Raw genomic sequence first — 24,917 nt, forward strand, 5'->3', positions numbered from 1 at the left:
AAGGAGAGGTTCCAGCAATGGCAAAGGTATTTTATAACAACGATGTAAATGAGGCAGCACTCCAGGAGAAAACAGTAGCAATCGTAGGGTATGGCTCACAGGGGCACGCTCACGCACAAAACCTCCGGGAAAGCGGCGTTCACGTTATCATTGGGCTCCGTCAAGGAAAGTCGTGGGACAAGGCGTCGGAAGATGGGTTTGAAGTATATTCGGTAAAAGAAGCGTCAGCGAAAGCAGACGTTATCATGATCCTGCTTCCGGATGAGTATCAGCCGACGATTTACACAGAAGAAATCAAGCCGGAGCTTAAAGCTGGAAAAGCGATCGCGTTTGCGCATGGTTTCAATATTCATTTCAGCCAGATCCAGCCGCCGGAAGATGTGGACGTGTTCATGGTAGCGCCGAAAGGGCCGGGACATATCGTGCGCCGGACATTTGAACAGGGAGCCGGAGTGCCTGCTCTGTATGCTGTGTACCAGGACGCAAGTGGAAACGCCACAGACTCTGCGCTTGCTTATGCAAAACAAATCGGTGCGGGACGTGCCGGAATTTTGGAAACATCGTTCCAGGAAGAAACAGAAACTGACCTTTTCGGAGAGCAGGCTGTTCTTTGCGGCGGAACGTCCGCGCTTGTTAAAGCCGGATTCGAAACGCTTGTTGAAGCCGGGTATCAACCGGAAATTGCCTACTTTGAGTGTCTGCACGAGCTGAAACTGATCGTTGATTTAATGTATGAAGGCGGCCTTGAAGGCATGCGCTATTCCATTTCAGATACCGCTCAGTGGGGAGATTTTCAGGCTGGTCCACGCATCGTAACAGAAGATACTAAACAGGCGATGAAAGGCATCCTGACTGATATTCAAACTGGCCGTTTTGCCAAAGGATGGATCGCGGAAAATCAGGCGAACCGCCCAGAGTTCAACGCTACCAACGCCCGTGAAAGAAATCACCTCGTTGAGCAGGTAGGCCGCGAACTCCGCGAAATGATGCCGTTTGTTAACCCAAATTCCAAGGGAGTGTAATGCTGTGAAAAACATTAACGTTTTCGATACGACGCTTCGAGATGGAGAGCAGACGCCGGGCGTCAACCTGAACTTTGAAGAAAAGCTTCAAATTGCGAAACAGCTCGAACGTCTGGGTGTTGATATTATTGAAGCGGGATTTCCAGCCGCTTCTAAAGGCGATCTTCGTTCTGTGAAGGAAATTGCGGATACTGTCAAAAACAGTTCAGTAACCGGGTTGTCCCGGGCGCTGACTTCTGATATCGATGCCTGCTGGGAAGCGTTAAAAGGAGGGGCAGAGCCAAGAATCCACGTATTTTTGGCCACCTCCCCCATCCACCGTGAGCATAAGCTTCATATGACCCAGGCAGAGGTGATTGAGACAGCGGTGAACGCAGTGCGCTATGCAAAAGAGCGTTTTGCCAAAGTCCAGTTTTCTGCAGAGGATGCCTGCCGGACTGAGCTTCCGTTCCTGGCAGAAGTTGTCGAAGCAGTCATTGATGCCGGAGCAGACGTAGTAAATCTGCCGGACACGGTCGGATTTATTATGCCGGAGGAGATTCGCAGCATGTTCCGCTATATTAAAAGCGAAGTGCCGAACGCAGATAAAGCTGTACTGTCTGCGCACTGTCATGACGATCTCGGCATGGCTACTGCTAATTCGCTGGCTGCTGTAGAAGGCGGCGCCGAACAGGTGGAATGCACGATTAATGCGGTTGGGGAACGTGCCGGCAATGCTTCTTTGGAAGAAATTGCTGTAGCTCTTCATATCCGTAGTGATTTTTACGGTAAGTCCACTAATATTACGCTGAACGAAATTAAACGGACAAGCAGCCTTGTCAGTTCACTGATGGGGATGCAGGTTCCAAACAATAAAGCCGTTGTCGGCGACAACGCATTTGCGCATGAATCAGGAATTCATCAGGACGGAGTGCTGAAAGAAACATCCACGTATGAAATTATTACGCCGGAGCTCGTCGGTGTAGAAGCGAACCGGATGGTGCTCGGCAAGCTTTCCGGACGTCACGCCTTTAAAGAAAAGATTATTTCTCTTGGCTACAATGCCACCGAAGAAGAAATCAATAAAGTATTTAAATCATTCAAAGAGCTTGCAGATAAGAAAAAAGAAATTACAAATGAAGATATTTTTGCTTTAATGGCCGATGAAAAAGCCGGCGATGCAATGAAATATTATTCTCTTGAGACACTGCAGGTGACGTACGGCACCTCAAATATACCGACAGCCACAGTTACGGTGCTGGATCAGGCAGGAGAGCGTATCGAACACGCAGGTACTGGCTCGGGCAGCGTGGAGGCCCTTTACAACACGCTTGAAAAAATTGTAGGGGAAGGCTTTACGCTCCAGGATTACCGTATCCAGTCCACGACCGGCGGCCGGGACGCTTTGGCAGAAGTATTTGTACGGCTGGCATTTGAAGAAAATGAATCCAGTGGACGCGGCACAGATAATGACGTACTTGAAGCTTCCGCAAAAGCGTATATTAACGCTGTGAACCGGGTGTTAAACCAGCGTCGTGCAGAAAATCAGCCTAAAGTAGCAAATATATCCACGCCATAAAATAATTACTGAAGCAGCGGACAAGGGAGAGATCGAAATGGAAAAAAAGATTGCGATCCTGCCCGGTGACGGTATCGGACGGGAAGTAGTAGAGGCAGCAGCACAGGTGCTGAAGCAGATTGAAACATCGTTTAACCATTCATTCACATTTGAATATGCAGATATTGGCGGAGGAGCAGTGGATGATTACGATGATCCACTCCCTGCCCACACGCTCGATATTTGTAAAGGAAGCGATGCCATTCTGCTCGGTGCAGTTGGTGGCCCGGCGTGGGACCACCTTCCGGGAGAAAAACGTCCGGAAAAAGGACTGCTCCGTATCCGGAAAGAGTTAGGACTGTTTGCCAATCTGCGCCCGGTCCGCAGTTTCAAAAGTTTGCTGCACAGTTCACCCCTGCGTGAAGAAGTGATCGACGGAGTCGATGTAATGATTGTCCGGGAATTGACCGGAGGACTTTATTTCGGGGAGCCGAGAGAACGCCGGACTATCAACGGCGAAGAAGCAGCGGTGGACACATTGGTTTATAAAAAATCAGAAATCCGGAGAATTGTTCAGCAGGCCTTTGAAATTGCCCGTTTACGCACGCAAAAAGTAATATCAGTCGACAAAGCAAACGTTCTTGAATCAAGCCGCCTTTGGCGGGAAACGGCTGAAGAAACAGCTAAAGACTATCCGGATGTGGAGCTTGAGCATATGCTAGTGGATAACGCGGCCATGCAGATTATGTATAATCCGAAAAAGCTGGACGTCATCGTCACGGAAAACATGTTCGGGGATATTTTAAGCGACGAAGCGTCGATGCTGACAGGTTCACTCGGCATGCTTCCGTCTGCGAGCATGGGCAGTGAAAAGCCCGCTTTATATGAGCCGGTCCATGGCTCGGCTCCTGACATCGCCGGACAGGGAACAGCGAATCCTCTGGCTACGATTGCTTCGAGTGCAATGATGCTGAAGTATTCCTTTGGACTTCAGCGGGAATCGGATGTAGTGGAGGAAGCTATTGAACAGGTCCTCTTAGAAGGTCTGCTTCCGGCAGACTTAAGCAGAGGTAAAACATCTGCTGCTTCAACGGAAGAAGTCACAAAAGCCGTGTGCAGTCATATTGCACGGCTGGCAGGAAAATAATAAAAGGAGGAAGTTCCATGAAGCCGAGAACAATCATCGATAAAATTTGGAACGAACATGCTGTTCGTGCCGAAGCGGGCAAACCGAATTTAATGTATGTTGATCTTCATATGGTCCACGAAGTCACGTCCCCGCAGGCATTTGAAGGCCTTCGGCTGAGCGGGCGTCCGGTGAGGCGTCCGGACCTGACATTTGCGACTATGGACCATAACGTACCGACGCTGAACCGGGAGTCTATTACGGATGCCATTTCAAAAAAACAGATCGATACGCTGTTTGACAACTGTAAGGAATTTGGGGTGGAGCTTGCTGACATTCACAGCCCGAACAATGGCATTGTCCACATTATCGGCCCAGAGCTCGGACTGACCCAGCCAGGGAAAACGATCGTGTGCGGCGACAGCCATACGTCGACCCACGGAGCTTTTGGAGCCCTTGCCTTTGGTATCGGCACAAGTGAAGTGGAGCATGTGCTTGCCACTCAGACACTTTGGCAGTCTCCTCCTAAAACGATGGAGGTCCACGTGGACGGGAGACTGGGCACTGGGGTCACAGCGAAGGACATTATTTTGTCGATCATCGCTAAATTCGGTGTTGATTTTGGCAGCGGTTATGTTTTGGAATATACCGGTGAGGCAATTCGCGGTCTGACGATGGAAGAGCGGATGACGATCTGTAACATGTCCATCGAAGCCGGGGCTCGTGCTGGCCTGATCAGCCCGGATCAGGTGACGTTCGATTACTTGAAAGGCCGCCGGTTCGTGCCGGAAGGTGCAGAATTTGAGGAGAAAGTGGAGCAGTGGCGTCAGCTTGCTACAGATGAAGGAGCTGAATACGACGAGCGCGTAGTGATCCCTGCAGATGAAATTGAACCGATGGTGACCTGGGGAACCAACCCGTCCCAGGGTGTAGGTATTCACGGTACGGTTCCTTACCCGGAAGATGGAAAAAGTGCCACGGAGAAAAAAGTGATCAAAACATCGCTTGACTACATGGCTTTGGAGCCGGGGACGAAAATTACAGATATTCATGTGCAGCATGTGTTTCTTGGTTCCTGTACCAACGCACGTATCGGAGATCTTCGTGAGGCTGCTAAAATTATCCGCGGTAACAAAGTAGCCGACGGTATCCGCGCGATGGTGGTGCCCGGATCCCAGCAGGTGAAAATGCAGGCAGAGGAAGAAGGACTCGATCAGGTATTTAAGGAAGCTGGATTTGAGTGGAGAGACTCCGGGTGCAGCATGTGCCTTGGTATGAACCCTGATTTTGTGCCGGAGGGAGAGCGCTGTGCCTCCACGTCCAACAGAAATTTTGAAGGCAGACAGGGAAAAGGTGCAAGAACCCATCTGGTCAGTCCGGCTATGGCAGCAGGGGCTGCTATTTATGGACACTTTGTGGATGTACGAAAATTAGATCAAACGATTTCTTCATAAGGAGGTGGCAGCATGGAAGCACTCACAGTGCACGAAGGAAACACGGCAGTACTTGAACGGGCAAACGTGGACACGGACCAGATTATTCCGAAGCAGTTTCTGAAACGCGTAGAACGTACCGGGTTCGGCCAGTTTTTATTTTTCGACTGGCGCTTCAAGTCAGATGGAGAAGAAGATCCTTCGTTTGAGCTGAACTACCCGTCAGCAGCCAATGCCTCAATTTTGATTGCCGATCATAATTTTGGCTCGGGCTCTTCGAGGGAACACGCCCCGTGGGCCCTGCAGGACTATGGGTTTCGCGTTATTATTGCTCCCAGTTATTCAGATATTTTTTACAATAACTGCGTCAAAAACGGGATACTGCCGGTGAGGCTGCCCGAAGATCAGGTTTATGAACTGATGCAGAATGGGAATGATAAAGAATACCACTTGACAGTAGATTTACAGGATCAGCAAATCTTTGATAAGGATGCCGATTTTCAGGCAACATTTGAGATAGATCCCTATTGGAAGGAAATGCTGTTAAACGGATGGGATGAAATTAGTATTACGCTTCAATATGAAGAAGATATTGAAGCTTATGAAAAACGGGTCAAAGTTTAACGGGGGAAGGCGGCCCACAGCGGCCGTCTTCATTTTTACATTAAGCTCTAATGAACGCAGTTATTCATACATACATATACTATTTGGTCTGCCCATACAAAAGGTTTAAGATCTACTGGATAGCGGATTTGCAAAGAAGGAGGCTTCAGATGGATAAAAGGCTGAATCAGAAGGTTGTTTCTTTCCCCGGAACAGCCGGGCAATTGGTTAAGCAGGGACTCGAACAGCTGAAGTCCGGGGAAAAGGAGCAGGCTGTACATGTTTTTCGCCAGGCACTGCTTCATGAGAGTGATAACCCGGACGCCTCCTACGGTCTTCTTTTAGCTTATGCGGAAGCAGGACAGCTGCAGGAAGCAGCGGGGTGGGCAGAAGAACTACTTAAAGACAACACCAGTGACTTCATCGAAATTCTGCACGTATACGTACCGGTGTTAGCCCAGCTTGGCAGGTACGACCAGGTAATTGAAACGCTGGATGAAGTGCAGAATACAAAAGAAGTGCCTGCCCATCTGAGAGAACAGTTCCAGGAATTATATGTCCTGGCCGACGGCATGACTCAGATGGAAGCAGAAACGGAAGAATATGATACAACGCCTGAGGGACACTCCTCGCTTCCGGTGGAATGGGAAATGGTGCTTCAAATGGGGACAGAGGACCAGAAGCTTCATGTGTTAAATGTACTTCGAAAAGAAGGGCCGGAAAAATGGATGCCTGCAATAAGAGAACTGCTGGGCCGTCCGGAGACATCGCCATTAATGAAAAGCTTCCTTCTTCTGCTTCTGAAGGACTGGCGGGTCGAAGACGCCGTCTGGGTACAGAAGCTGGGCAGGAAAGGGGAGTTCGCTCCGTCAACGCTTCCGGCTTTAGAAGAAAGCAGCTCATATAAAGAGTCCTCGTTTCTGCTCGACCGTTCACTCGGGGACAAGGATCCAGTACTTCTGCAGCACGCGAAAGAGCTGCTGCAGCAGCTGCTATTGTATTATTATCCCTTTCCTCCTTCGGTTCAGATTGAAGTGCTTGCAGCAGTGCTGCATTATGAGACGTTCCGGCAGTTTGAGCCGCTCCCGGACGAACAGACTATCAGGAGTTTTTACGGAGTAGCTGAACCAAGCTTTAAATCGATGCAGCAGGAATACGAAAGAATCCAGGGGTTCATTCAGGAAATCTGAAAAGCCCCTATTTGAAAGTGATGTTTAATCCCTTGTGGGAGTAAGTTTAGCGGAAAATGAATCATTCATTGAAATGGTTTAGTGTTATGTTATAATAGGGTAGTTGTTTACACGGTAGAACCTAGTTATTTGGAGGGAATTTGAATGAATGCCAGTTGGGAAAAGAAAGAAGGAAACCAGGGAGTCTTAACCGTAGACGTAGAATCGGAACGGTTTGACAAAGCTCTGGATCAAGCATTTGATAAAGTGAAAAACGATGTATCTATTCCAGGATTTCGTAAAGGGAAAGTACCACGGAAGCTTTTCGAAAGCCGTTTTGGAGTAGAGTCTCTATACCAGGATGCCCTCGACATCCTGCTTCCGGATGTTTATGCCGAAGCAGTTGATGAAGCGGGTATTGAGCCAGTGGACCGCCCGGAAATCGATGTGGAAGAAGTGGAAAAAGGCAAAGACCTGAAATTCACTGCTACAGTAACTGTAAAGCCGGAAGTAGAACTCGGCGAAATTAAAGGACTGGAAGTAGAAGAGTTCGATACTTCTGTATCAGAAGAAGAAGTAAACCAGGAGCTTGAAAATCTTCAAAGCAAATACGCAGATCTTGCCGTAGTGGAAGAGGGCGAAGTGCAGGACGGAGATACCGCTGTACTCGACTTCGAAGGTTTTGTCGACGGTGAAGCCTTTGAAGGCGGCAGTGCGGAAAACCATTCGCTCGAAATCGGCTCTAATTCCTTCATTCCAGGATTTGAAGAGCAGGTTGTAGGCATGCAGCCGGGAACAGAAAAAGATATTACAGTTACTTTCCCGGAAGAGTACCATGCTGAAAATCTTGCCGGACAGGAAGCTGTCTTTCATGTTAAACTTCACGAAATCAAGCGTAAAGAGCTTCCAGAGCTCGACGATGAATTTGCGAAAGACGTAGAAGAGCATGAAGCAGAAACGCTCGACGAGCTTAAACAGGCAGTACGCCATCAGCTCGAACACGACCGTGAGCATGAAAAAGAACATCACGAGCGCGATGCTGTAGTTGAAGCAGCAGCAGAGAAAGCTTCTGCAGAAATTCCACAGGCAATGATCAATACAGAATCTGACCGCATGCTTCAGGAATTCAGCCAGCGCCTTCAGTCCCAGGGAATGACTCTGGAAATGTACCAGCAGGTTACCGGTACGGACGAAGAAGGCATGAAAGAGCAGTTCCAGCCGGAAGCTGAAAAGCGCGTACGGATGAATCTGACTCTTGAAGCTGTAGCTGAGCAGGAAAACCTCGAAGCAAGTGAAGAAGATGTGGAAAACGAACTTCAAAAAATGGCTGATATGTATCAGCGCGATAAAGAAGAAATTCGCAGCCTTATCGAAATGCAGGGCGGCGTGGATATGCTGAAGCAGGATCTTCGTCTGCAGCGTGCTATCGATTATCTGGTTGAGCACAGCAAAACTGTACCGAAGAAAGAAGAACCGGAAGCTGAAGGAGCAGAAAACGAATAAAGCAGAAATGCTGCAAAAATCCTGAGGGTGAAGTATGCCTTCAGGATTTTTCCGCCTGAAACGGTCAAAAATCAGCATGTTCCGGCCGCTCTGACTAAAGGGTATTGTTTCGATTTCCATAGGAAAGTATGATACAATTCAACTCAAGCGCAATAATTGTGTTATTTAAAAACTTCCTATATAGTAAACGAAGAATTAATAATTGTGTTTAGACAGAGCAGAGAATATGCCGCGTTGAGAAAAGTCATCGAAGGGCTTAATCATACGGATTGATTGTATACATGACACTGCTTTAATTGTTTCATATTTAGGTGAGGGGTGAACCAGTTGATTAAATTCAATGAAGAAAAAGGACAATTGAAATGTTCCTTCTGTGGAAAAACTCAGGATCAGGTTCGTAAACTGGTCGCCGGGCCCGGTGTATACATTTGTGACGAATGTATCGAACTGTGCACGGAGATCGTGGAAGAAGAATTAGGTTCAGAAGAAGAAGTGGAATTCGAAGAAATTCCGAAGCCGTACGAAATCAATGAAACACTCGATGATTATGTCATCGGCCAGGAAAGAGCAAAAAAATCGCTCTCTGTAGCTGTCTATAACCACTACAAACGTGTGAATTCCACAAAGAAAACCGACGACGTGGAACTGGCTAAAAGTAATATAGCACTCTTAGGCCCGACCGGGAGCGGAAAAACGCTATTAGCGCAGACGCTGGCCCGTATTTTGAACGTTCCGTTTGCGATCGCAGACGCAACTTCCTTAACAGAAGCAGGGTATGTGGGTGAAGATGTGGAAAACATTCTGCTGAAGCTGATCCAGGCAGCTGATTATGATACAGAAAAAGCAGAAAAAGGGATTATTTACATCGATGAAATCGATAAAGTAGCCCGTAAGTCGGAAAACCCTTCCATCACCCGTGACGTATCCGGAGAAGGGGTTCAGCAGGCGCTTCTGAAAATTCTGGAAGGCACCACAGCCAGTGTTCCTCCGCAGGGAGGCAGAAAGCATCCTCATCAGGAATTTATCCAGATCGATACGAGCAATGTGCTCTTCATCTGCGGTGGTGCGTTTGATGGCATCGAACAGATTGTAAAAGAACGCCTTGGCCGTAAAATTATCGGTTTTGGAGCAGAGTCTGAAAATGCTGAAATGGGCCACGATGAATATATGAGCCGGATTCTTCCGGAAGACCTGCTGCGCTATGGTCTTATTCCTGAATTTATCGGCCGGATCCCTGTTATTTCCAGCCTGTCGCAATTAGACGAGGAAGCATTGATTGAGATCCTGACCCAGCCGAAAAACGCGCTCGTCAAGCAGTATCAGAAACTGCTCGAAATGGATGAAGTTGAGCTTGAATTCACCGAAGACGCGCTGCGTGCGATTTCGCGGAAAGCAATTGAACGGAAGACCGGAGCACGTGGTCTGCGTTCCATCATCGAAGGAATTATGCTTGATGTAATGTATGATCTGCCTTCTAAAGAAGAAATTGTTTCCTGCACTATTACAGCAGAAAGCGTAGATAGTGATGGGTCGCCTCTTCTGAAAACAAAAGATGGCAAAGAAGTAACGTTAAAACAGTACAAACCAAAAGAAAGTGCATAAACGGTTTTTCGCCTGAATGAAAAGGGACCTTATACAGAAACCCCCGCATCCGTATGGTGCGGGGGTTCTGATTATTTATACATAGCATTTATAGACGACTTCCTGTCAATGAGTAATGTTTCATAGACAGTAATTTTATAAATAGGATAAAATAAATAGTATACCTTTAGTACGTAACAACCGCATCACTGCACAGCAAACGAACATAATTTGACAATAGAGGTGTTAGCGAATGCCAAATACAACAACGATCTCCATACCGATGCTGCCGCTTCGCGGGCTGCTGGTGTTCCCGTCGATGGTGCTCCATTTGGATGTGGGTAGGGATAAATCGGTGGAAGCCCTTGAGCAGGCGAATGCGAAAGACAGCCGGATTCTGCTTGTAACACAGAAAGATTTATCAGTAGATAATCCGGGCGAAGCTGATGTGTACCATGTCGGTACGGTGGCAAAAATTAAGCAGATGCTTAAGCTTCCAAACGGAACCATCCGTGTACTTGTGGAGGGTCTGGAGCGCGCAGAGATAAAAGAATTTATCGATAAGGACGCTTTTTTTGAAGTGGAAATGGAAGTACTGCCTACGGAAGAGAACGCAGATTCGGCTGAGGAACAGGCGTTAATGAGAAAGGCGCTGGAAGCTTTTGAACAGTATGCGACTGCTTCTAAGCGCATTTCCAGTGAAACGATCCAATCGGTGCAGGACATTGCAGGGGCCGACCGGCTCGCTGATATGATCAGCTCTCATCTGCCGTTGAAGGTTGCAGAGAAGCAGGAGCTGCTCGAACAATTCACCGCTTCGGAGCGTCTGCGTAAAATTATCGATATTCTGCAGAAAGAACAGGAAGTATTAGGTCTTGAAAATCAAATTGGGCAGCGCGTGAAAAAATCAATGGAAAAAACGCAGCGTGAATACTACCTGCGCGAACAAATGCGGGCGATCCAAAAAGAACTCGGAGAGACTGACGGAAAAGAAAGTGAAGTCGATGAACTCAGAGAAAAAATTCAGCAGGCAAAAATGCCCGAACAGGTTCAGGAAAAAGCTGAGCGGGAGCTCCGCCGCTATGAAAAGATGCCAGGGGCTTCTGCAGAGACTTCCGTTATCCGGACATATATCGAATGGCTTGTGGATATACCGTGGTATGAGGAAACAGAAGACCAGCTCGATATTAAGCGTGCCCAGCGGGTTCTCGATGAAGATCATTACGGACTCGAAAAAGTGAAGGACCGGGTGCTTGAGCATTTAGCCGTGCAGCAGCTGACAGAATCAGTGAAAGGCCCTATTCTATGTCTGACAGGACCGCCGGGTGTTGGGAAGACCTCCCTGGCACGTTCCATTGCGCGTTCGCTCGACCGTAATTTCACCAGAATGAGCCTTGGAGGCATCCGGGATGAAGCAGAAATTCGCGGGCATCGCAAAACCTATGTCGGTGCTATGCCCGGACGTATTATTCAGGGAATGAAAAAAGCCGGGACCGTCAATCCGGTATTTCTGCTTGATGAAATCGACAAAATGGCCAGTGATTTCCGGGGAGACCCGTCTTCAGCAATGCTTGAGGTGCTTGACCCGGAACAAAATAATACATTTGAAGATCATTATGTGGAAGAGCCTTATGATCTTTCCAAAACGATGTTTATTACCACGGCAAACAATATGAACACCATCCCTGAGCCGCTGCTCGACCGGATGGAGGTCATCCGCATTGCCGGTTACACCGAAATTGAAAAAGAAGGCATCGCCAAAAATCATCTTGTGGAAAAGCAGATTAAAGAAAATGGCTTAACCAAAGGAAGCATCCAGTTCCGCCAGGGAGCTCTTTTGAAGCTGATCCGCGAGTATACGAGAGAAGCAGGAGTCCGTGGACTCGAGAGAGAAATTGCAGCGGTGTGCCGGAAAGCAGCAAAGCTGATTGTGATGGGAGAAAACAAAAAAGTAGTAGTAACGCCGGCGAAAATCGAAGAACTGCTTGGGCGTCCGCGGTACCGCTACGGACGTGCAGAAGAGGTAGACCAGGTGGGAGCGGCTACCGGTCTTGCCTATACAGCTGCCGGTGGAACGACTTTATCTATTGAAGTGTCTCTCGCAAAAGGAAACGGACAGCTGCAGTTAACCGGAAAGCTCGGTGACGTCATGAAGGAATCCGCGCAGGCAGCATTCAGTTATATTCGCTCCAAAGCGGATGAGTGGGGCGTCGATCCGGATTTCCAGGAAAAATGGGATATTCATATTCACGTTCCGGAAGGGGCCACTCCCAAAGACGGACCTTCCGCCGGTATTACGATTGCAACAGCCTTGGTGTCCGCATTGTCCGGCCGGAAAGTGAAAAAGGAAGTAGGGATGACCGGCGAAATTACTCTGCGCGGCAGAGTGCTTCCGATCGGCGGACTGAAGGAAAAATCAATGAGCGCTCATCGGGCCGGACTGACGACGATCCTAATCCCCGCCGATAATGAAAAAGATTTAGAAGATATACCGGAGAGCATCAAAAAAGATATTACATTTATCACGGTGAAGCATCTCGATGAAGTGTTAAAAGAAGCATTGGAGGAGAAAAATGAAAGTTCATAAATCGGAGCTGGTTATAAGCGCGGTCAGCCCTAAGCAATACCCTGAAGGAGGACTTCCGGAAATAGCTCTGGCCGGAAGGTCCAACGTTGGGAAGTCTTCGTTTATTAATTCCCTGTTAGCGAGAAAAAACCTGGCCCGGACCTCTTCAAAGCCCGGCAAAACACGTACGCTCAACTTTTATAATATCGAAGACCGCTTTTTGTTTGTAGACGTTCCCGGCTACGGCTATGCGAAAGTATCAAAAAGCGAACGGGCAGCCTGGGGCGAAATGATGGAGGAGTATCTCAAAAGCAGAGAGGTGTTGAAAGCTGCTTTTATGATTATCGATTTTCGCCACGAGCCGACAAAAGACGATATAGCCATGTACGATTATTTGAAATTTCATGAGCTGCCGGTAGTTATTATTGCAACAAAAGCGGACAAAATCACGAAAAATAAACGTCCGCGTCATTTAAAGCGTGTTAAAGAAACACTTAAGCTGAAGCCGGAGGACCAGACAGTCGTGTTTTCTGCAGAAACCGCCCAGGGTAAAGATGAAGCGTGGCGGGCCATTGAGCAGTTTATTTGAAAATGATAAGTGGAAGATATACATTGGAACGGTGAGTAAAAGAAAGATACAGAAGAAAAACTGTCAGCCGTTGTTCACAAATTAATGCCAAAAGACAAATAGTTGTGTGATACAATGGGTTGTGTGAAGAGTGGAACGTATAAATAGAGTTGAACATTTGGTGGTTGCATTAAACATGGTACTGATGACGCAGGGGGTGAAGATACGAACATGCATATTATTGTCGCTGGATTAGACTATAAAACAACTCCAGTTGAAACGAGAGAGCGATTGGCTTTTCAGGAGGATACACTTCCTCAGGCACTGCAGGAGCTTCGTGACATGAAAAGTATCCTGGAATGCGTCATCGTATCTACTTGTAACCGGACAGAGGTGTATGCAGTCGTCGACCAGCTGCATACAGGAAGACATTTTGTGAAAAAATTTCTGGGCCGCTGGTTCGAAATGCCACAGGAAGACTTTGGCCCATTTTTAAATATACGCGAAAATGATGCAGCGGTGCAGCATTTGTTTCAGGTTGCAAGCGGTCTTGATTCCATGGTGATTGGTGAAACACAAATACTGGGCCAGGTGAAAAATGCCCTTGCTACAGCACATGAGAATGAAACGACCGGCACGATATTTAATGAACTGTTTAAACGTGCAGTCACGTATTCCAAACGGGCCCATCACGAAACAGAAATTAACGACAATCCTGTATCAGTCAGCTATGCAGCTGTTGAGCTTGGTAAAAAAGTCGTCGGCTCGTTCAAAAACAAGCGGGTGCTTGTTTTGGGTGCCGGAAAAATGAGCGAATTGACAGCTAAGCATCTGCATTCCGGCGGTGCTGCCGAAGTGACAGTGTTTAACCGCACGTATGAAAAAGCAGAACAGATTGCCACGCAGTTTAACGGTGAAGCAAAACCAATGGAGGAGCTGACTGATGCGCTTTGGCAGGCAGATGTTTTAATTTCTTCCACGGGTTCGGATTCATATGTACTGAGTAAAGAGCAGGTGGCTTCTGCCAGCAAAAAAAGAAAAGGCAAACCGCTGTTTATGGTTGATATTGCGGTTCCAAGAGATTTGGATCCAGCATTGAATCAGCTCGATAACGTTTTTTTGTATGACATTGATGATCTGCAGGATATTGTGAATTCCAATATGGAAGAACGCAAAAAAGCTGCAGCACTGATGGAGAGAATGATTCATGCTGAAGTCTCGGATTTCAAGGACTGGGTGCATACTCTCGGAGTGGTACCGGTGATTTCAGCTCTTCGGACAAAAGCTCTGGCTATTCAGGCAGATACCATGGATAGTGTGGAACGGAAGCTTCCGGAGCTGACCGAACGGGAAAAGAAAGTGCTGCGTAAGCACACAAAAAGCATTATCAATCAAATGATCAAGGATCCGATAACGAAAGCTAAAGAAATGGCTGATAACAACGATGCAGAAGAAATGCTGCAGCTGTTTACCGAAATCTTTGCTCTTGAAGAGGAAGTAGAAGAAGCAAGAGCAGCAGAGGAGCGCCAAATACGCAAGGAAGAGGCGGAAGAGGAATGGAATGCCTCCAGAGAATCACGTGGGTTCCGCCTTCCATATGCTTACGCGACAGATGTCGCTGTTCGTTCCTAAGAGAGGGGCGTCAGGATGGTTGCAGCCGAGGGAATTATTTATATCGTAACGATTGTACTATACGGCCTGAGCGTCCTTTGCTACTTCGTTGATTTTTCTCAAACCAACCGGAAGGTGAACCGACTCGCCTTCTGGTTGCTTTCTATTGTCTGGACTTCGCAGACGGCCTTTTTAGTACTTAGAATATTTATGTATGATCGTGCACCAGTAATCACGCCTTTTGAAGGCATGTATTTCTATGCGTGGTCGCTTGTGACCATTTCACTTATCGTGAACTGGTTTTTTCGAATGGATGTACTGGTTTTCTTTTTAAATGTGATCGGATTTCTGCTGATGACGTTCAGCTCTTTTTCGTTTAACGGCGATATTCCAAATGAGCTTGAAACGCTGCTCTTGTCTGAGACACTCGTGGTGCATATTATTTTTATTCTGCTTTCTTATGCTTCATTTACCCTGGCATTTGTATTCTCCGCAATGTATGTGCTGCAGCATCAGCTTTTAAAAAGGAAGCAGTGGGGGAAACGGTTAATCAGAATGGAAAACCTGCCGAAAATGGAAAAGCTGGCGGGAACGACCACGGTGATTGGAGTCCCTCTTTTATTCGCGGGGCTGGTGTTTGGTTTTCTCTGGGCAGGGAAATGGTACGACTCTCTCCCCTGGCAGGACGCAAAAGTCATCGGTTCGATCATTCTGCTTGGCTTTTACAGTACGTATATATATTTACTGGCCGTTCATCACTGGCGCGGGTACCGGATGGCGCTTTTAAACGTTGCCTGTTTTTTTGTTTTACTCATTAACTATTTTATTTCCAGTGATTTGAGTCAGTTTCATATATGGTACTTATAATAACTATGGATGCTTAGAAAGGAATGGCTAAACGCATGCGCACAATTACCCTGGGCACTAGAAAAAGTAATCTGGCATTAAAACAAACGGAGTGGGTGCAGCAGGAGCTTGAAAAGCTGGACCTTCCTTATCGTTTTGAAGTGAAAAAAATCTCTACAAAAGGTGACCGTGTTCTGGACCGGACGCTATCTAAAGTTGGCGGAAAGGGCCTGTTTGTAAAGGAAATTGAGCAGGCGCTTGCAGATGGCGAGATCGATATAGCCGTACACAGCATGAAGGACCTCCCGGGAGAGATGGCGGAAGGCTTTGAGGTCGGCGCCGTCACAAACCGGGTGGACCCGCGGGATGCCTATATTGCAAACGATCATGTGAAGTTTCATAATCTGCCGCTTGGAGCAGTAGTTGGTACGAGCAGTCTGCGGCGCACATCCCAAATTAAAGCAGAGCGCCCGGATTTAAACGTCCAGTGGATTCGGGGCAATATTGAAACCCGGCTCCGGAAGCTGCGTGAGGAAAGCTTTGATGCTATTATCCTAGCCGCCGCCGGCCTGGAGCGCATGGGCTGGAGCGATGAGATTGTCACGGAATTTCTCGAGCCCAATATGTGTGTGCCGGCCGTAGGGCAGGGCGCACTTGGTATTGAATGCCGCAGCGGGGACGAAGATATATTAAAGATCATTCAACACCTTCATGATGAACCGGTAGCGGTATGTGTTGCTGCAGAGCGGGCCTTCCTGAAAGCCGTAGAGGGAGGATGTGCGGTGCCGATTGGTGGATACGCCACGCTTAATAAGCAGGGTAATGTACAATTAACCGCCATGATTGGATCCACGGATGGACGCAAAATACTAAAAGAAAAGCTCACGGGTGACAATCCGGAAGAAATGGGCAGAAAAGCCGCAAACGCCCTGCTTGGACGGGGCGGCAAAGAAATTCTGGAACAGGCCCGGGAAGAGATGGGGGAAGAATAGTGACAGCAACAGTACTGGTGACAAGAGGAGCCGGCCAGAATGCAAGTCTGGTGCAGGGTCTTCAGTCTGCAGGCTGTTGTGTCAAAGCGGTTCCGGTTATTACGACCGTACCGGTACGGGGCAGGGAAAAGACGATAGCAGAGCGGTGGCAGAGCGGAAATATAGACTGGATGCTGGTAACCAGTGTGAATACCGTCTATTATCTGGCGGAGTGGCAAAAGCGGTATGGTCTGGGTATCCCTCCAGGCTTAAAAACAGCTGCTGTGGGGCCCAAGACCAAGCAAGCGCTGGAACAGGAAGGCTTTCATGTAGAGCTGATGCCGGAAAAATATAAAGCCGTTTCGTTAGCTGAATCAGCCGCACGAGTGATCGGCCGCGGGGAGAATGTGCTTCTTCCCCAAAGCGCCCAGGCAGCTGATACCTTGTACCGCTCACTTACGGCCCAGGGCATCAGCGTATGGGTATGGCATTTGTATACGACGGTACCGGAAGAAAAAAATGGGGCTCTTCTGCAGACGGTCTTAAAGACCCGGGAAGTGGACGTACTGACGGCTGCGAGCCCTTCCTCTGTAGATGCACTGTATCGGCTTGCAGGAGATTACCGGCAGGCGCTTTTGACTATTCCCGTAGTGGCAATCGGCCCATCGACCGGACGCGCTGCCCGCGAGAGCGGGTTCAAGTATGTGTACGAAGCAGGAATTCATTCTGTTGAAGGAATGATAGAAAAAACCAAGGAAATTACTTAGGAGGCTTCACATTGGCTGATTTACATTTCCGCCGGCACCGCAGGTTGCGGACAACGCCAGGTATAAGAGCAATGGTAAGGGAAAATGAATTAAGACCCAACGATTTGATTTATCCTATTTTTGTCGTCGAAGGGGAAAATGTGCGTAAAGAAGTGCCGTCCATGCCGGGGGTCTATCACGTTTCCCTGGATTATTTGGATACGGAAATGGACGAATTGGAAGCCCTCGGTATTCCGAGCGTCATCGTGTTTGGCGTGCCTCATGAGGAAGAAAAAGATGCAGAAGGAACCCCGGCGTTTCTAAGAGACGGAATTGTCCAGCGGGCGATCCGGCAGATTAAAGAAAATCATCCGGCATTAACGGTGATTGCGGATACCTGTCTGTGCCAGTATACAGACCACGGGCACTGCGGGGTAATTCATAACGGCTACGTGGATAACGATGAATCACTGAGAAACCTAACAGAAACCGCGGTCTCCCAGGCGGAAGCCGGAGCAGACATTATTGCGCCGTCGAACATGATGGATGGCTTTACAGCGGCTATCCGGGAAGGACTTGATAGAGCAGGGCACGTCACGGTGCCGCTTATGTCCTACACGGTTAAATATGCCAGCGCTTTTTACGGCCCTTTCCGTGACGCGGCTCACAGCACTCCTTCGTTTGGGGATCGGAAAACGTATCAGATGGATCCTCCGAACCGGCTTGAAGCGTTAAAAGAAGCGGAAACTGATGTCGAAGAGGGAGCCGATTTTCTCATTGTGAAGCCGGCCCTTGCTTATCTCGATATCGTAAGAGAAGTGAAGGAGCGCACCGGTTATCCAGTGGTGGCTTATAACGTTTCCGGGGAATATGCGATGATTAAAGCCGCCGCCCAGAACGGGTGGGTGAACGAAAAGGATATTGTCATGGAAAAGCTCACAAGCATGAAGCGTGCTGGAGCTGATCTGATTGTGACGTATTTCGCCAAGGACGCTGTCCGCTATATGCAGGAAGACAATAAATAATAGAAACAAGCTCTGGAAGGTATTCAGTCCAGGGCTTGTTTTCGTTATACTAAGTACGGGAATAGCAAAAAAGATAACTTTTAAGTATCCAGGAGGTATGACATGAAATCGTATCATAATTCAATACATGCACATGAACGCGCAAAAAAAGTAATGCCGGGCGGAGTCAGCAGCCCCGTGCGGACATATGAATCTGTCGGTCATCCGGCCGTTTATATGGACGAAGGCAAAGGATCCCGCATTAAAGATATCGACGGCAATGAATACATTGATTACGTAATGTCCTGGGGGCCGCTTCTTCTCGGCCACGCAAATGAGCACGTTGTGGACAGTTTAAAAATTGTGGCTGAAAAAGGCACGAGCTTTGGCGCTTCGCACGTAACAGAAGCGGGGCTTGCAGAGCTTGTCGTGGACCGTGTACCTTCTATTGAGGTCGTCCGGATGGTGAATTCCGGTACGGAAGCGACAATGAGTGCGCTTCGTCTGGCCCGAGGATTTACGGGCAGGGACAAAATCGTGAAAATGGAAGGCTGCTATCACGGCCACGGAGACTCTCTACTCATTCGTGCCGGCTCGGGAGTGGCGACTCTTGGTCTGCCGGACAGTCCAGGTGTTCCCGGCTCGATCGCCCAGAACACGCTTACCGTTCCGTACAACGATCTCGACAGTCTGCAGAAGGCATTTGATGAATACGGTGATGAAATCGCCGGTGTCATCCTCGAGCCTGTTACCGGGAATATGGGTGTTGTCACCCCGGGTGAAGGATTTCTCGAAGGCGTTCGTGATATAACGGAGCAGTACGGCAGTCTACTGATTTTTGATGAAGTTATGAGCGGCTTCCGGGTGGACTATAACAGTGCCCAGGGCCACTACGGTGTGACTCCCGACCTCACATGTCTTGGAAAGGTCATCGGCGGTGGGCTTCCAGTAGGCGCCTACGGAGGCCGTGCCGATATCATGCAGCATATTGCCCCGGACGGGCCTATCTATCAGGCAGGCACTCTTTCCGGCAATCCACTGGCGATGACAGCCGGACTTGAAACACTCAGGCAGGTGGATGAAAGCAGCTATGAAACGTTCCGCGCCCGGGCAGCCCAGCTTGAAGAAGGACTGAACCGCGCAGCCTCCAAGCATGGAATCCCTCATCAGATCAACCGTGCTGGAGCGATGATCGGCCTGTTCTTTACCGATGAACCTGTAGTGGATTTTGCTTCTGCGAAGAAATCTGATCTGGGAATGTTCGCGCGTTATTTCCGCGGAATGATGGCAGAAGGCATTTCACTTCCGCCTTCGCAGTTCGAAGGATTGTTTTTATCAACAGAACACAGTGAAGAGGATATCGATAAGACCATTGAGGCGGCTGACCGCGTCTTTGCAAGCCTTGCTGCGAATAAAGAACACGGGTAAGAGAGTTGACGCATGCGTCCTGGTTTCGTAAAATAAAGGCACTAAATCAATATTAATAATAAATGCAGAAACAGGGAGGAGTACGCACGCAGGTTCGTTGTACAGAAAAAAGAATCCTGGGCTGAGAGATTCTTTAACGACCCGTGCGGAAAGTCGCCCTCGAGCTTCTTTTCTGAACGAATACAGTAAGAAAAGACGGTAACCGCCGTTATGGGAAAGTGCCTGCGCTGCCGCAGGTATTAAGGTGGTACCGCGAAAACTCTTCGTCCTTACTCGGGATGAAGAGTTTTTTTATGAGAAGAAAGGGGATTTATATGGGAAAACAAGAAACAGAAATGGCGAAAAAGTACGATCCGAAAGAAACAGAGAACCGCTGGTACGACTTCTGGAAAGAAACAGGACAGTTTGAAGCAGGACAGACAGACGGTACGCCGTATACCATTGTTATCCCGCCGCCGAATGTGACCGGCCGGCTTCACCTGGGGCATGCCTGGGACACGACGCTTCAGGATATTTTAATCCGCATGAAACGCATGCAGGGCTATGACGCCTTATGGCTGCCAGGCATGGACCATGCCGGCATTGCCACCCAGTCCAAGGTCGAGGCTCAGCTGAAGGAAGAAGGCACGAGCCGCTACGAGCTTGGACGGGAAGCATTCCTGGAAAAAACGTGGGGATGGAAAGAGGAATATGCAGATTTTATCCGCAGCCAGTGGGCCAAGCTCGGGCTTTCACTCGATTATTCGAGGGAGCGTTTCACGCTTGATGAAGGCCTGTCGGAAGCGGTACGTGAAGTCTTTGTTTCGTTGTACGAAAGAGAGCTTATCTACCGGGGCGAATACATTATCAACTGGGATCCAGAAACGCAGACGGCGCTTTCAGATATCGAGGTGGAATACAAAGAAGTGCAGGGTCACTTTTACCATATGCGCTACCCGGTTAAAGGTGAAAATACCTCGATCGAAGTAGCAACGACCCGTCCGGAAACGATGCTCGGAGACACGGCAGTCGCGGTACATCCGGAGGACGATCGCTATAAGCATCTCATCGGGAAAACGGCTGTACTGCCGATCATCGGAAGAGAAATTCCGATCATCGCAGACGACTATGTGGACATGGATTTTGGTTCGGGGGCAGTGAAAATCACGCCAGCGCATGATCCAAATGACTTTGAAATGGGCAATCGTCATGATCTTTTGCGTGTACTTGTGATGAATGAAGACGGCAGCATGAATGAGAATGCCGGCATCTACGAAGGCATGGACCGCTTTGACTGCCGCCGGCAGCTGACGAAGGATCTGCAGGCCGAGGATATTCTGTTTGACATCGAAGAGCACATGCACTCTGTTGGTCATTCTGAACGGAGCGGTGCAGTGGTTGAGCCATACCTTTCCACGCAGTGGTTTGTAAACATGGGGCCGCTTGCGGAACAGGCAGTAGAACTTCAGCAGAAGGAAGAAAAAGTAACCTTTGTGCCAGAACGCTTTGAAAAGACGTATCTGCAGTGGATGGAAAACATCCGGGACTGGTGTATTTCCCGTCAGCTCTGGTGGGGACACCGCATTCCCGCCTGGTACCATAAAGAAACAGGCGAAATTTATGTCGGACGCACGGCACCGGAAAATCCGGATGAATGGAAACAGGATGAGGACGTGCTTGATACGTGGTTCAGCTCGGCTTTATGGCCATTTTCCACGATGGGATGGCCGGAAGAAAGCTCGGACTATGCGCGCTACTACCCGACCAGTGCTCTTGTGACCGGCTACGACATCATTTTCTTCTGGGTGTCGCGAATGATTTTTCAGGGGCTGGAGTTTACCGGTGAACGCCCGTTTGAGGACGTGCTTATTCACGGGCTGGTACGTGACAGTGAGGGACGGAAAATGAGTAAATCCCTCGGCAACGGAGTAGATCCGATGGATGTTATCGATCAGTACGGGGCGGATGCTCTGCGCTTTCTGCTCGCTACGGGTACAACCCCGGGTAACGATATTCGTTTCCAGTGGGAAAAAGTAGAGGCCAACTGGAATTTTGGCAATAAAATATGGAACGCCGCCCGTTTTACGTTGATGAATGTGGAAGGTGTAACGGCGGAAGACATCGAGCTCGAAGGCACAAAAACGATTGCGGACCGTTGGATTTTACACCGTCTGCAGGAAACAAAGCAGAACGCCACCGAGCTGATGGAGAAATACGAGTTTGGGGAAGCCGGAAGGACGCTTTATAACTTTATTTGGGATGACCTCTGCGACTGGTACATTGAAATGGCCAAGCTTCCGCTGTACGGCGAAGACGAACAACCAAAACGTATGGCTCAGTCTGTGCTTGTTCATGTGTTTGACCAGACGATGCGCATGCTTCATCCGATGATGCCGTTTATCACGGAGGAAATCTGGCAGCATCTTCCTCACGAAGGAACGTCGATTATGAGTGCTTCCTGGCCGATAGCGGATTCGCAGCTGTTTGACGAAGAAGCGGTACGTGATATGGAATTAATTCAGGAGGTTATTCGTTCGGTCCGGAATACGCGGGCGGAAATGAACGTTCCGCCGTCCAAAGCAGTACCAATGAGCCTGAAGCCGTCCAATAGCCAGGCTTCGGAACGACTCGAACGGGGTCGTGACTATATTGTACGGTTTGGAAACCCGGAGACGCTGACTATCGATGCAGCGCTGGAAGCTCCGGAAAAATCTATCTCCCACGTATTGAGCGGGGCGGAAATCTTTCTGCCGCTCGAAGGTTTGATTAATGTAGATGAAGAAATAGAGCGGCTGCAGCGGGAAAAAGACAAGCTCGATAAAGAAGTGGAGCGGGTCACGAAAAAGCTGAACAACGAAGGATTTGTCAGCAAAGCTCCCGCGCACGTCGTCGAGGAAGAAAAAGAAAAGCAGAAGGATTACGAACAAAAAAGAGAAAAAGTAACAGCCAGAATGGAAGAACTGCAAAAAAGCTAAGCAGCAGACGCCCCCGGACTGGGGGCGTGCAGCATGGCTGTTTAAAGGGAGGTCTACTTTGCACACATACAAGGAAGCAGAAGCATGGGTGCACTCACTCGAAACGTTCGGCATCCGTCCGGGGCTTGACCGTATGAATATGATGCTTGAAGCCGTCGGTAACCCGGAACGCCGGCTGAAAGGCATTCATATCGGCGGAACGAATGGAAAAGGATCCACCGCAGCATTTACGAGAAATATTATGACAGAAGCAGGCATTGTCTGCGGGTCGTTCACATCACCGTATATCCATCATTTTCGTGAGCGTATTGCGACAGATGGAGAACCGATCAGCGAGGAGGATTTTCTGGAGCTGGCTGCCGTTCTTCGTCCGGTAGTGGAAAGCATTGCCCGAACGCCATTTGGATCACCGACGGAGTTTGAAGTGATTACCGTCATTGCGGCAATGTATTTTGCCAGAAAAACGTTTCCGGACGTAGTCATATGGGAGGTTGGACTTGGCGGTCGCCTGGACGCCACGAACGCCATCCACCCGATGGTGAGCGTTATCACAAATATTGGGCACGACCATCAGGGAATACTCGGAGATACGCTCGAAGAAGTAGCCCGGGAAAAAGCCGGCATTATTAAAGGCGGAGTGCCTGTAGTGACGTGTGAGCAGAATGAAGAGCTTGCCGGCATTTTTGAGGAAGCTGCCGATTACCAGCGTTCGAAATTTTATCAGCTTGGCCGTCAGTTTCACGTTCGCCGCCTCGAACCGTTAGAGTCAGGAACCCGGTTTTCCTTTTACTCCCTTCTCGGAGATATGGAAGACCTCGAAGTCTCCATGCTCGGGGAGCACCAGGTGGAGAATGCGGCAGCAGCAGTAATTACAACGCGTTACCTGAAAATGTATTACGCGCTGCCCGCAGAGGATGAGCACATTCGTGCCGGCCTGAAAAAAGCTGCCTGGCCGGGGAGACTTGAAAAAGCGCCTGGCGAAGAGCATGTTCTTTTCGATGGTGCTCATAATGAAGAAGGAATGAAAAGTCTTAAAGAAGCGTTGGCTAAGCATTATCCAAACAGCCGGTTTCATTTTATTGTCGGAATGAAAACGGACAAATTACAAGCGCCGGTGCTTGATCAGCTGGGCGGCCTGGAGATAGAATCCATCACGGCAGTTCCGTTTGATTTTCCGCAGGCAGCAGCACCGGAGGATATTGCGGAAGCGAATACAGCAGATGTTCAAAAAGCATCAAGCTGGCAGGAAGCATGGGAAAAAGCAAATACAGCCCGGGACCAGGAGGACGTAATTGTGTTTGCCGGCTCCCTGTATTTCATCTCCCAGCTTACGCAGGAGTGGAGTCAATAAGAAAGCGAAGGCAGAAGCATGAGGCTTCTGCTTTTTATTATATTTTTGAGCTAATTAAAGGGAAACCATGCTATAATAAGAAAAAAATGGAAGAGGTGTTGTGATGAACGTATTGCTCGCTGTATATTTTACAGCGGCAGGGATGGTAGTGAGTTCTTTCTGTAACGCCGCAGGCATGCGCCTGGCTGCCGGCGGATCCGTGTGGTCGCCCCCATCGCGCTGCCCGGTATGTATCCAGCCGATTAAAAAAAGAGATTTAGTCCCCTGCTGTTCGTATTTGTATCTGGGCGGTAAATGCCGCTTCTGCAAAAACCGTATTTCCGCAATTTATCCTCTTATGGAAGGCGCCGGCGGCGTCTTGTTTTTCCTCGCTTATGTCCGCTTCGGACTAACTGCAGAATTCGCTGCAGCTTTACTTCTTATTTCCTACCTTTTTATTATTACCATCAGTGATATTACAGCTATGATCATTCCGGACCGGGTATCGTTTTTGTTTTTTCTTGGAGCGGTGCTGTTAAAATTTTTCTGGCTGGAGGAGCCTGCCTGGAGCGGGAGCTTCATAGGTGCATTCACCGGCTTATTTCTTTTATCAGTCATTATCCTGGCTACGAGGGGAGGAATGGGTGGAGGTGACCTGAAAATATTTACTGTTCTCGGGTTTTTCTTTGGCCCTTACCTTCTTGCTGTTAATTTTATAGCTGCTGTGTTCATCGCTTCTATCGTTATTTTTCTTTTATATCCATTGAGCATTTTCAAAAAAGGAACGCCATTCCCGTTTGCGCCTGCCATTGCAGCCGGCAGTTTATTTACTTTATTTGCCGGAGAAGCATGCCTGAAATGGTACCTGGCTTTTTTATAACCCCCGTTTTAACCCCCCACATATAAAGGAGACGATCAC

Annotated in this window: 19 protein-coding genes and 1 other annotated feature; all 19 genes read left to right on the forward strand. The window is 48.6% G+C overall.

The genetic code is table 11. The annotated features are described in order from the left end of the window. The first annotated feature begins 17 nt into the window (after window positions 1-17). The 19 genes from ilvC (at window position 18) to ACTRXH_RS00170 (ending at window position 24,878) form a co-directional block, all read left to right on the forward strand. Entirely contained in the window at window positions 18-1,022 is a 1,005-nt protein-coding gene (ilvC, locus tag ACTRXH_RS00080; protein ID WP_474261936.1) for a ketol-acid reductoisomerase, read from the forward strand. Window positions 1,023-1,026: 4 nt separating this feature from the next. Next, a complete protein-coding gene (locus tag ACTRXH_RS00085; protein ID WP_474261937.1) occupies window positions 1,027-2,580 on the forward strand; it encodes a 2-isopropylmalate synthase in 1,554 nt (517 codons plus the stop codon). Between the two features lie 37 nt (window positions 2,581-2,617). Next, window positions 2,618-3,706 (forward strand): 3-isopropylmalate dehydrogenase, encoded by a 1,089-nt coding sequence (leuB, locus tag ACTRXH_RS00090; RefSeq protein ID WP_474261938.1) that lies wholly within the window; start codon window positions 2,618-2,620, stop codon window positions 3,704-3,706. Between the two features lie 17 nt (window positions 3,707-3,723). Then, complete coding sequence (gene leuC / locus ACTRXH_RS00095) at window positions 3,724-5,139, forward strand: 3-isopropylmalate dehydratase large subunit (RefSeq protein WP_474261939.1); 1,416 nt, start codon at window positions 3,724-3,726, stop codon at window positions 5,137-5,139. Between the two features lie 12 nt (window positions 5,140-5,151). Beyond that, window positions 5,152-5,742, forward strand: a complete 591-nt coding sequence (gene leuD / locus ACTRXH_RS00100) for a 3-isopropylmalate dehydratase small subunit (protein ID WP_462865561.1) — start codon at window positions 5,152-5,154, stop codon at window positions 5,740-5,742. A 149-nt stretch (window positions 5,743-5,891) separates the two neighbouring features. Then, window positions 5,892-6,911, forward strand: a complete 1,020-nt coding sequence (locus tag ACTRXH_RS00105; RefSeq protein WP_474261940.1) for a tetratricopeptide repeat protein — start codon at window positions 5,892-5,894, stop codon at window positions 6,909-6,911. Window positions 6,912-7,055: 144 nt separating this feature from the next. Next, window positions 7,056-8,393: a trigger factor gene (tig, locus tag ACTRXH_RS00110; RefSeq protein WP_474261941.1), complete on the forward strand. Its 1,338-nt coding sequence runs from the start codon at window positions 7,056-7,058 to the stop codon at window positions 8,391-8,393. A gap of 327 nt (window positions 8,394-8,720) precedes the next feature. After that, window positions 8,721-9,995 (forward strand): ATP-dependent protease ATP-binding subunit ClpX, encoded by a 1,275-nt coding sequence (gene clpX, locus ACTRXH_RS00115; RefSeq protein WP_022793156.1) that lies wholly within the window; start codon window positions 8,721-8,723, stop codon window positions 9,993-9,995. Window positions 9,996-10,227: 232 nt separating this feature from the next. Continuing rightward, on the forward strand, window positions 10,228-12,561 hold the full coding sequence (lon, locus tag ACTRXH_RS00120; protein WP_474279959.1) for an endopeptidase La: 2,334 nt from the start codon (window positions 10,228-10,230) through the stop codon (window positions 12,559-12,561). Beyond that, window positions 12,548-13,129 carry a ribosome biogenesis GTP-binding protein YihA/YsxC gene (gene yihA / locus ACTRXH_RS00125; RefSeq protein ID WP_322526498.1) on the forward strand — a complete coding sequence of 194 codons (582 nt, stop codon included), beginning with the start codon at window positions 12,548-12,550 and terminating at the stop codon, window positions 13,127-13,129. The genes lon and yihA overlap by 14 nt, the downstream gene beginning before the upstream one ends. A gap of 210 nt (window positions 13,130-13,339) precedes the next feature. Then, on the forward strand, window positions 13,340-14,740 hold the full coding sequence (hemA, locus tag ACTRXH_RS00130) for a glutamyl-tRNA reductase (RefSeq protein ID WP_474261943.1): 1,401 nt from the start codon (window positions 13,340-13,342) through the stop codon (window positions 14,738-14,740). Window positions 14,741-14,755: 15 nt separating this feature from the next. Next, complete coding sequence (locus tag ACTRXH_RS00135) at window positions 14,756-15,586, forward strand: cytochrome C assembly family protein (protein WP_474261945.1); 831 nt, start codon at window positions 14,756-14,758, stop codon at window positions 15,584-15,586. A gap of 35 nt (window positions 15,587-15,621) precedes the next feature. Next, window positions 15,622-16,557 (forward strand): hydroxymethylbilane synthase, encoded by a 936-nt coding sequence (gene hemC, locus ACTRXH_RS00140; protein ID WP_474262073.1) that lies wholly within the window; start codon window positions 15,622-15,624, stop codon window positions 16,555-16,557. Then, window positions 16,557-17,303 (forward strand): uroporphyrinogen-III synthase, encoded by a 747-nt coding sequence (locus tag ACTRXH_RS00145; protein ID WP_474279961.1) that lies wholly within the window; start codon window positions 16,557-16,559, stop codon window positions 17,301-17,303. Before hemC ends, ACTRXH_RS00145 begins: the two co-directional genes overlap by 1 nt. 11 nt (window positions 17,304-17,314) lie before the next feature. After that, a complete protein-coding gene (hemB, locus tag ACTRXH_RS00150) occupies window positions 17,315-18,307 on the forward strand; it encodes a porphobilinogen synthase (RefSeq protein WP_474261949.1) in 993 nt (330 codons plus the stop codon). Between the two features lie 102 nt (window positions 18,308-18,409). Then, window positions 18,410-19,714 carry a glutamate-1-semialdehyde 2,1-aminomutase gene (gene hemL / locus ACTRXH_RS00155; protein WP_474279963.1) on the forward strand — a complete coding sequence of 435 codons (1,305 nt, stop codon included), beginning with the start codon at window positions 18,410-18,412 and terminating at the stop codon, window positions 19,712-19,714. Between the two features lie 58 nt (window positions 19,715-19,772). After that, window positions 19,773-19,988 (forward strand) — a binding site (T-box leader). A 40-nt stretch (window positions 19,989-20,028) separates the two neighbouring features. Next, on the forward strand, window positions 20,029-22,668 hold the full coding sequence (locus ACTRXH_RS00160; RefSeq protein ID WP_474279965.1) for a valine--tRNA ligase: 2,640 nt from the start codon (window positions 20,029-20,031) through the stop codon (window positions 22,666-22,668). Window positions 22,669-22,726: 58 nt separating this feature from the next. Beyond that, window positions 22,727-24,019, forward strand: a complete 1,293-nt coding sequence (locus ACTRXH_RS00165; protein ID WP_474261955.1) for a bifunctional folylpolyglutamate synthase/dihydrofolate synthase — start codon at window positions 22,727-22,729, stop codon at window positions 24,017-24,019. A gap of 103 nt (window positions 24,020-24,122) precedes the next feature. Further along, window positions 24,123-24,878 (forward strand): prepilin peptidase, encoded by a 756-nt coding sequence (locus ACTRXH_RS00170; RefSeq protein WP_474279967.1) that lies wholly within the window; start codon window positions 24,123-24,125, stop codon window positions 24,876-24,878. Window positions 24,879-24,917: the final 39 nt, after the last annotated feature.

Source organism: Marinococcus sp. LNHM5E3-2.1, from assembly GCF_056034365.1.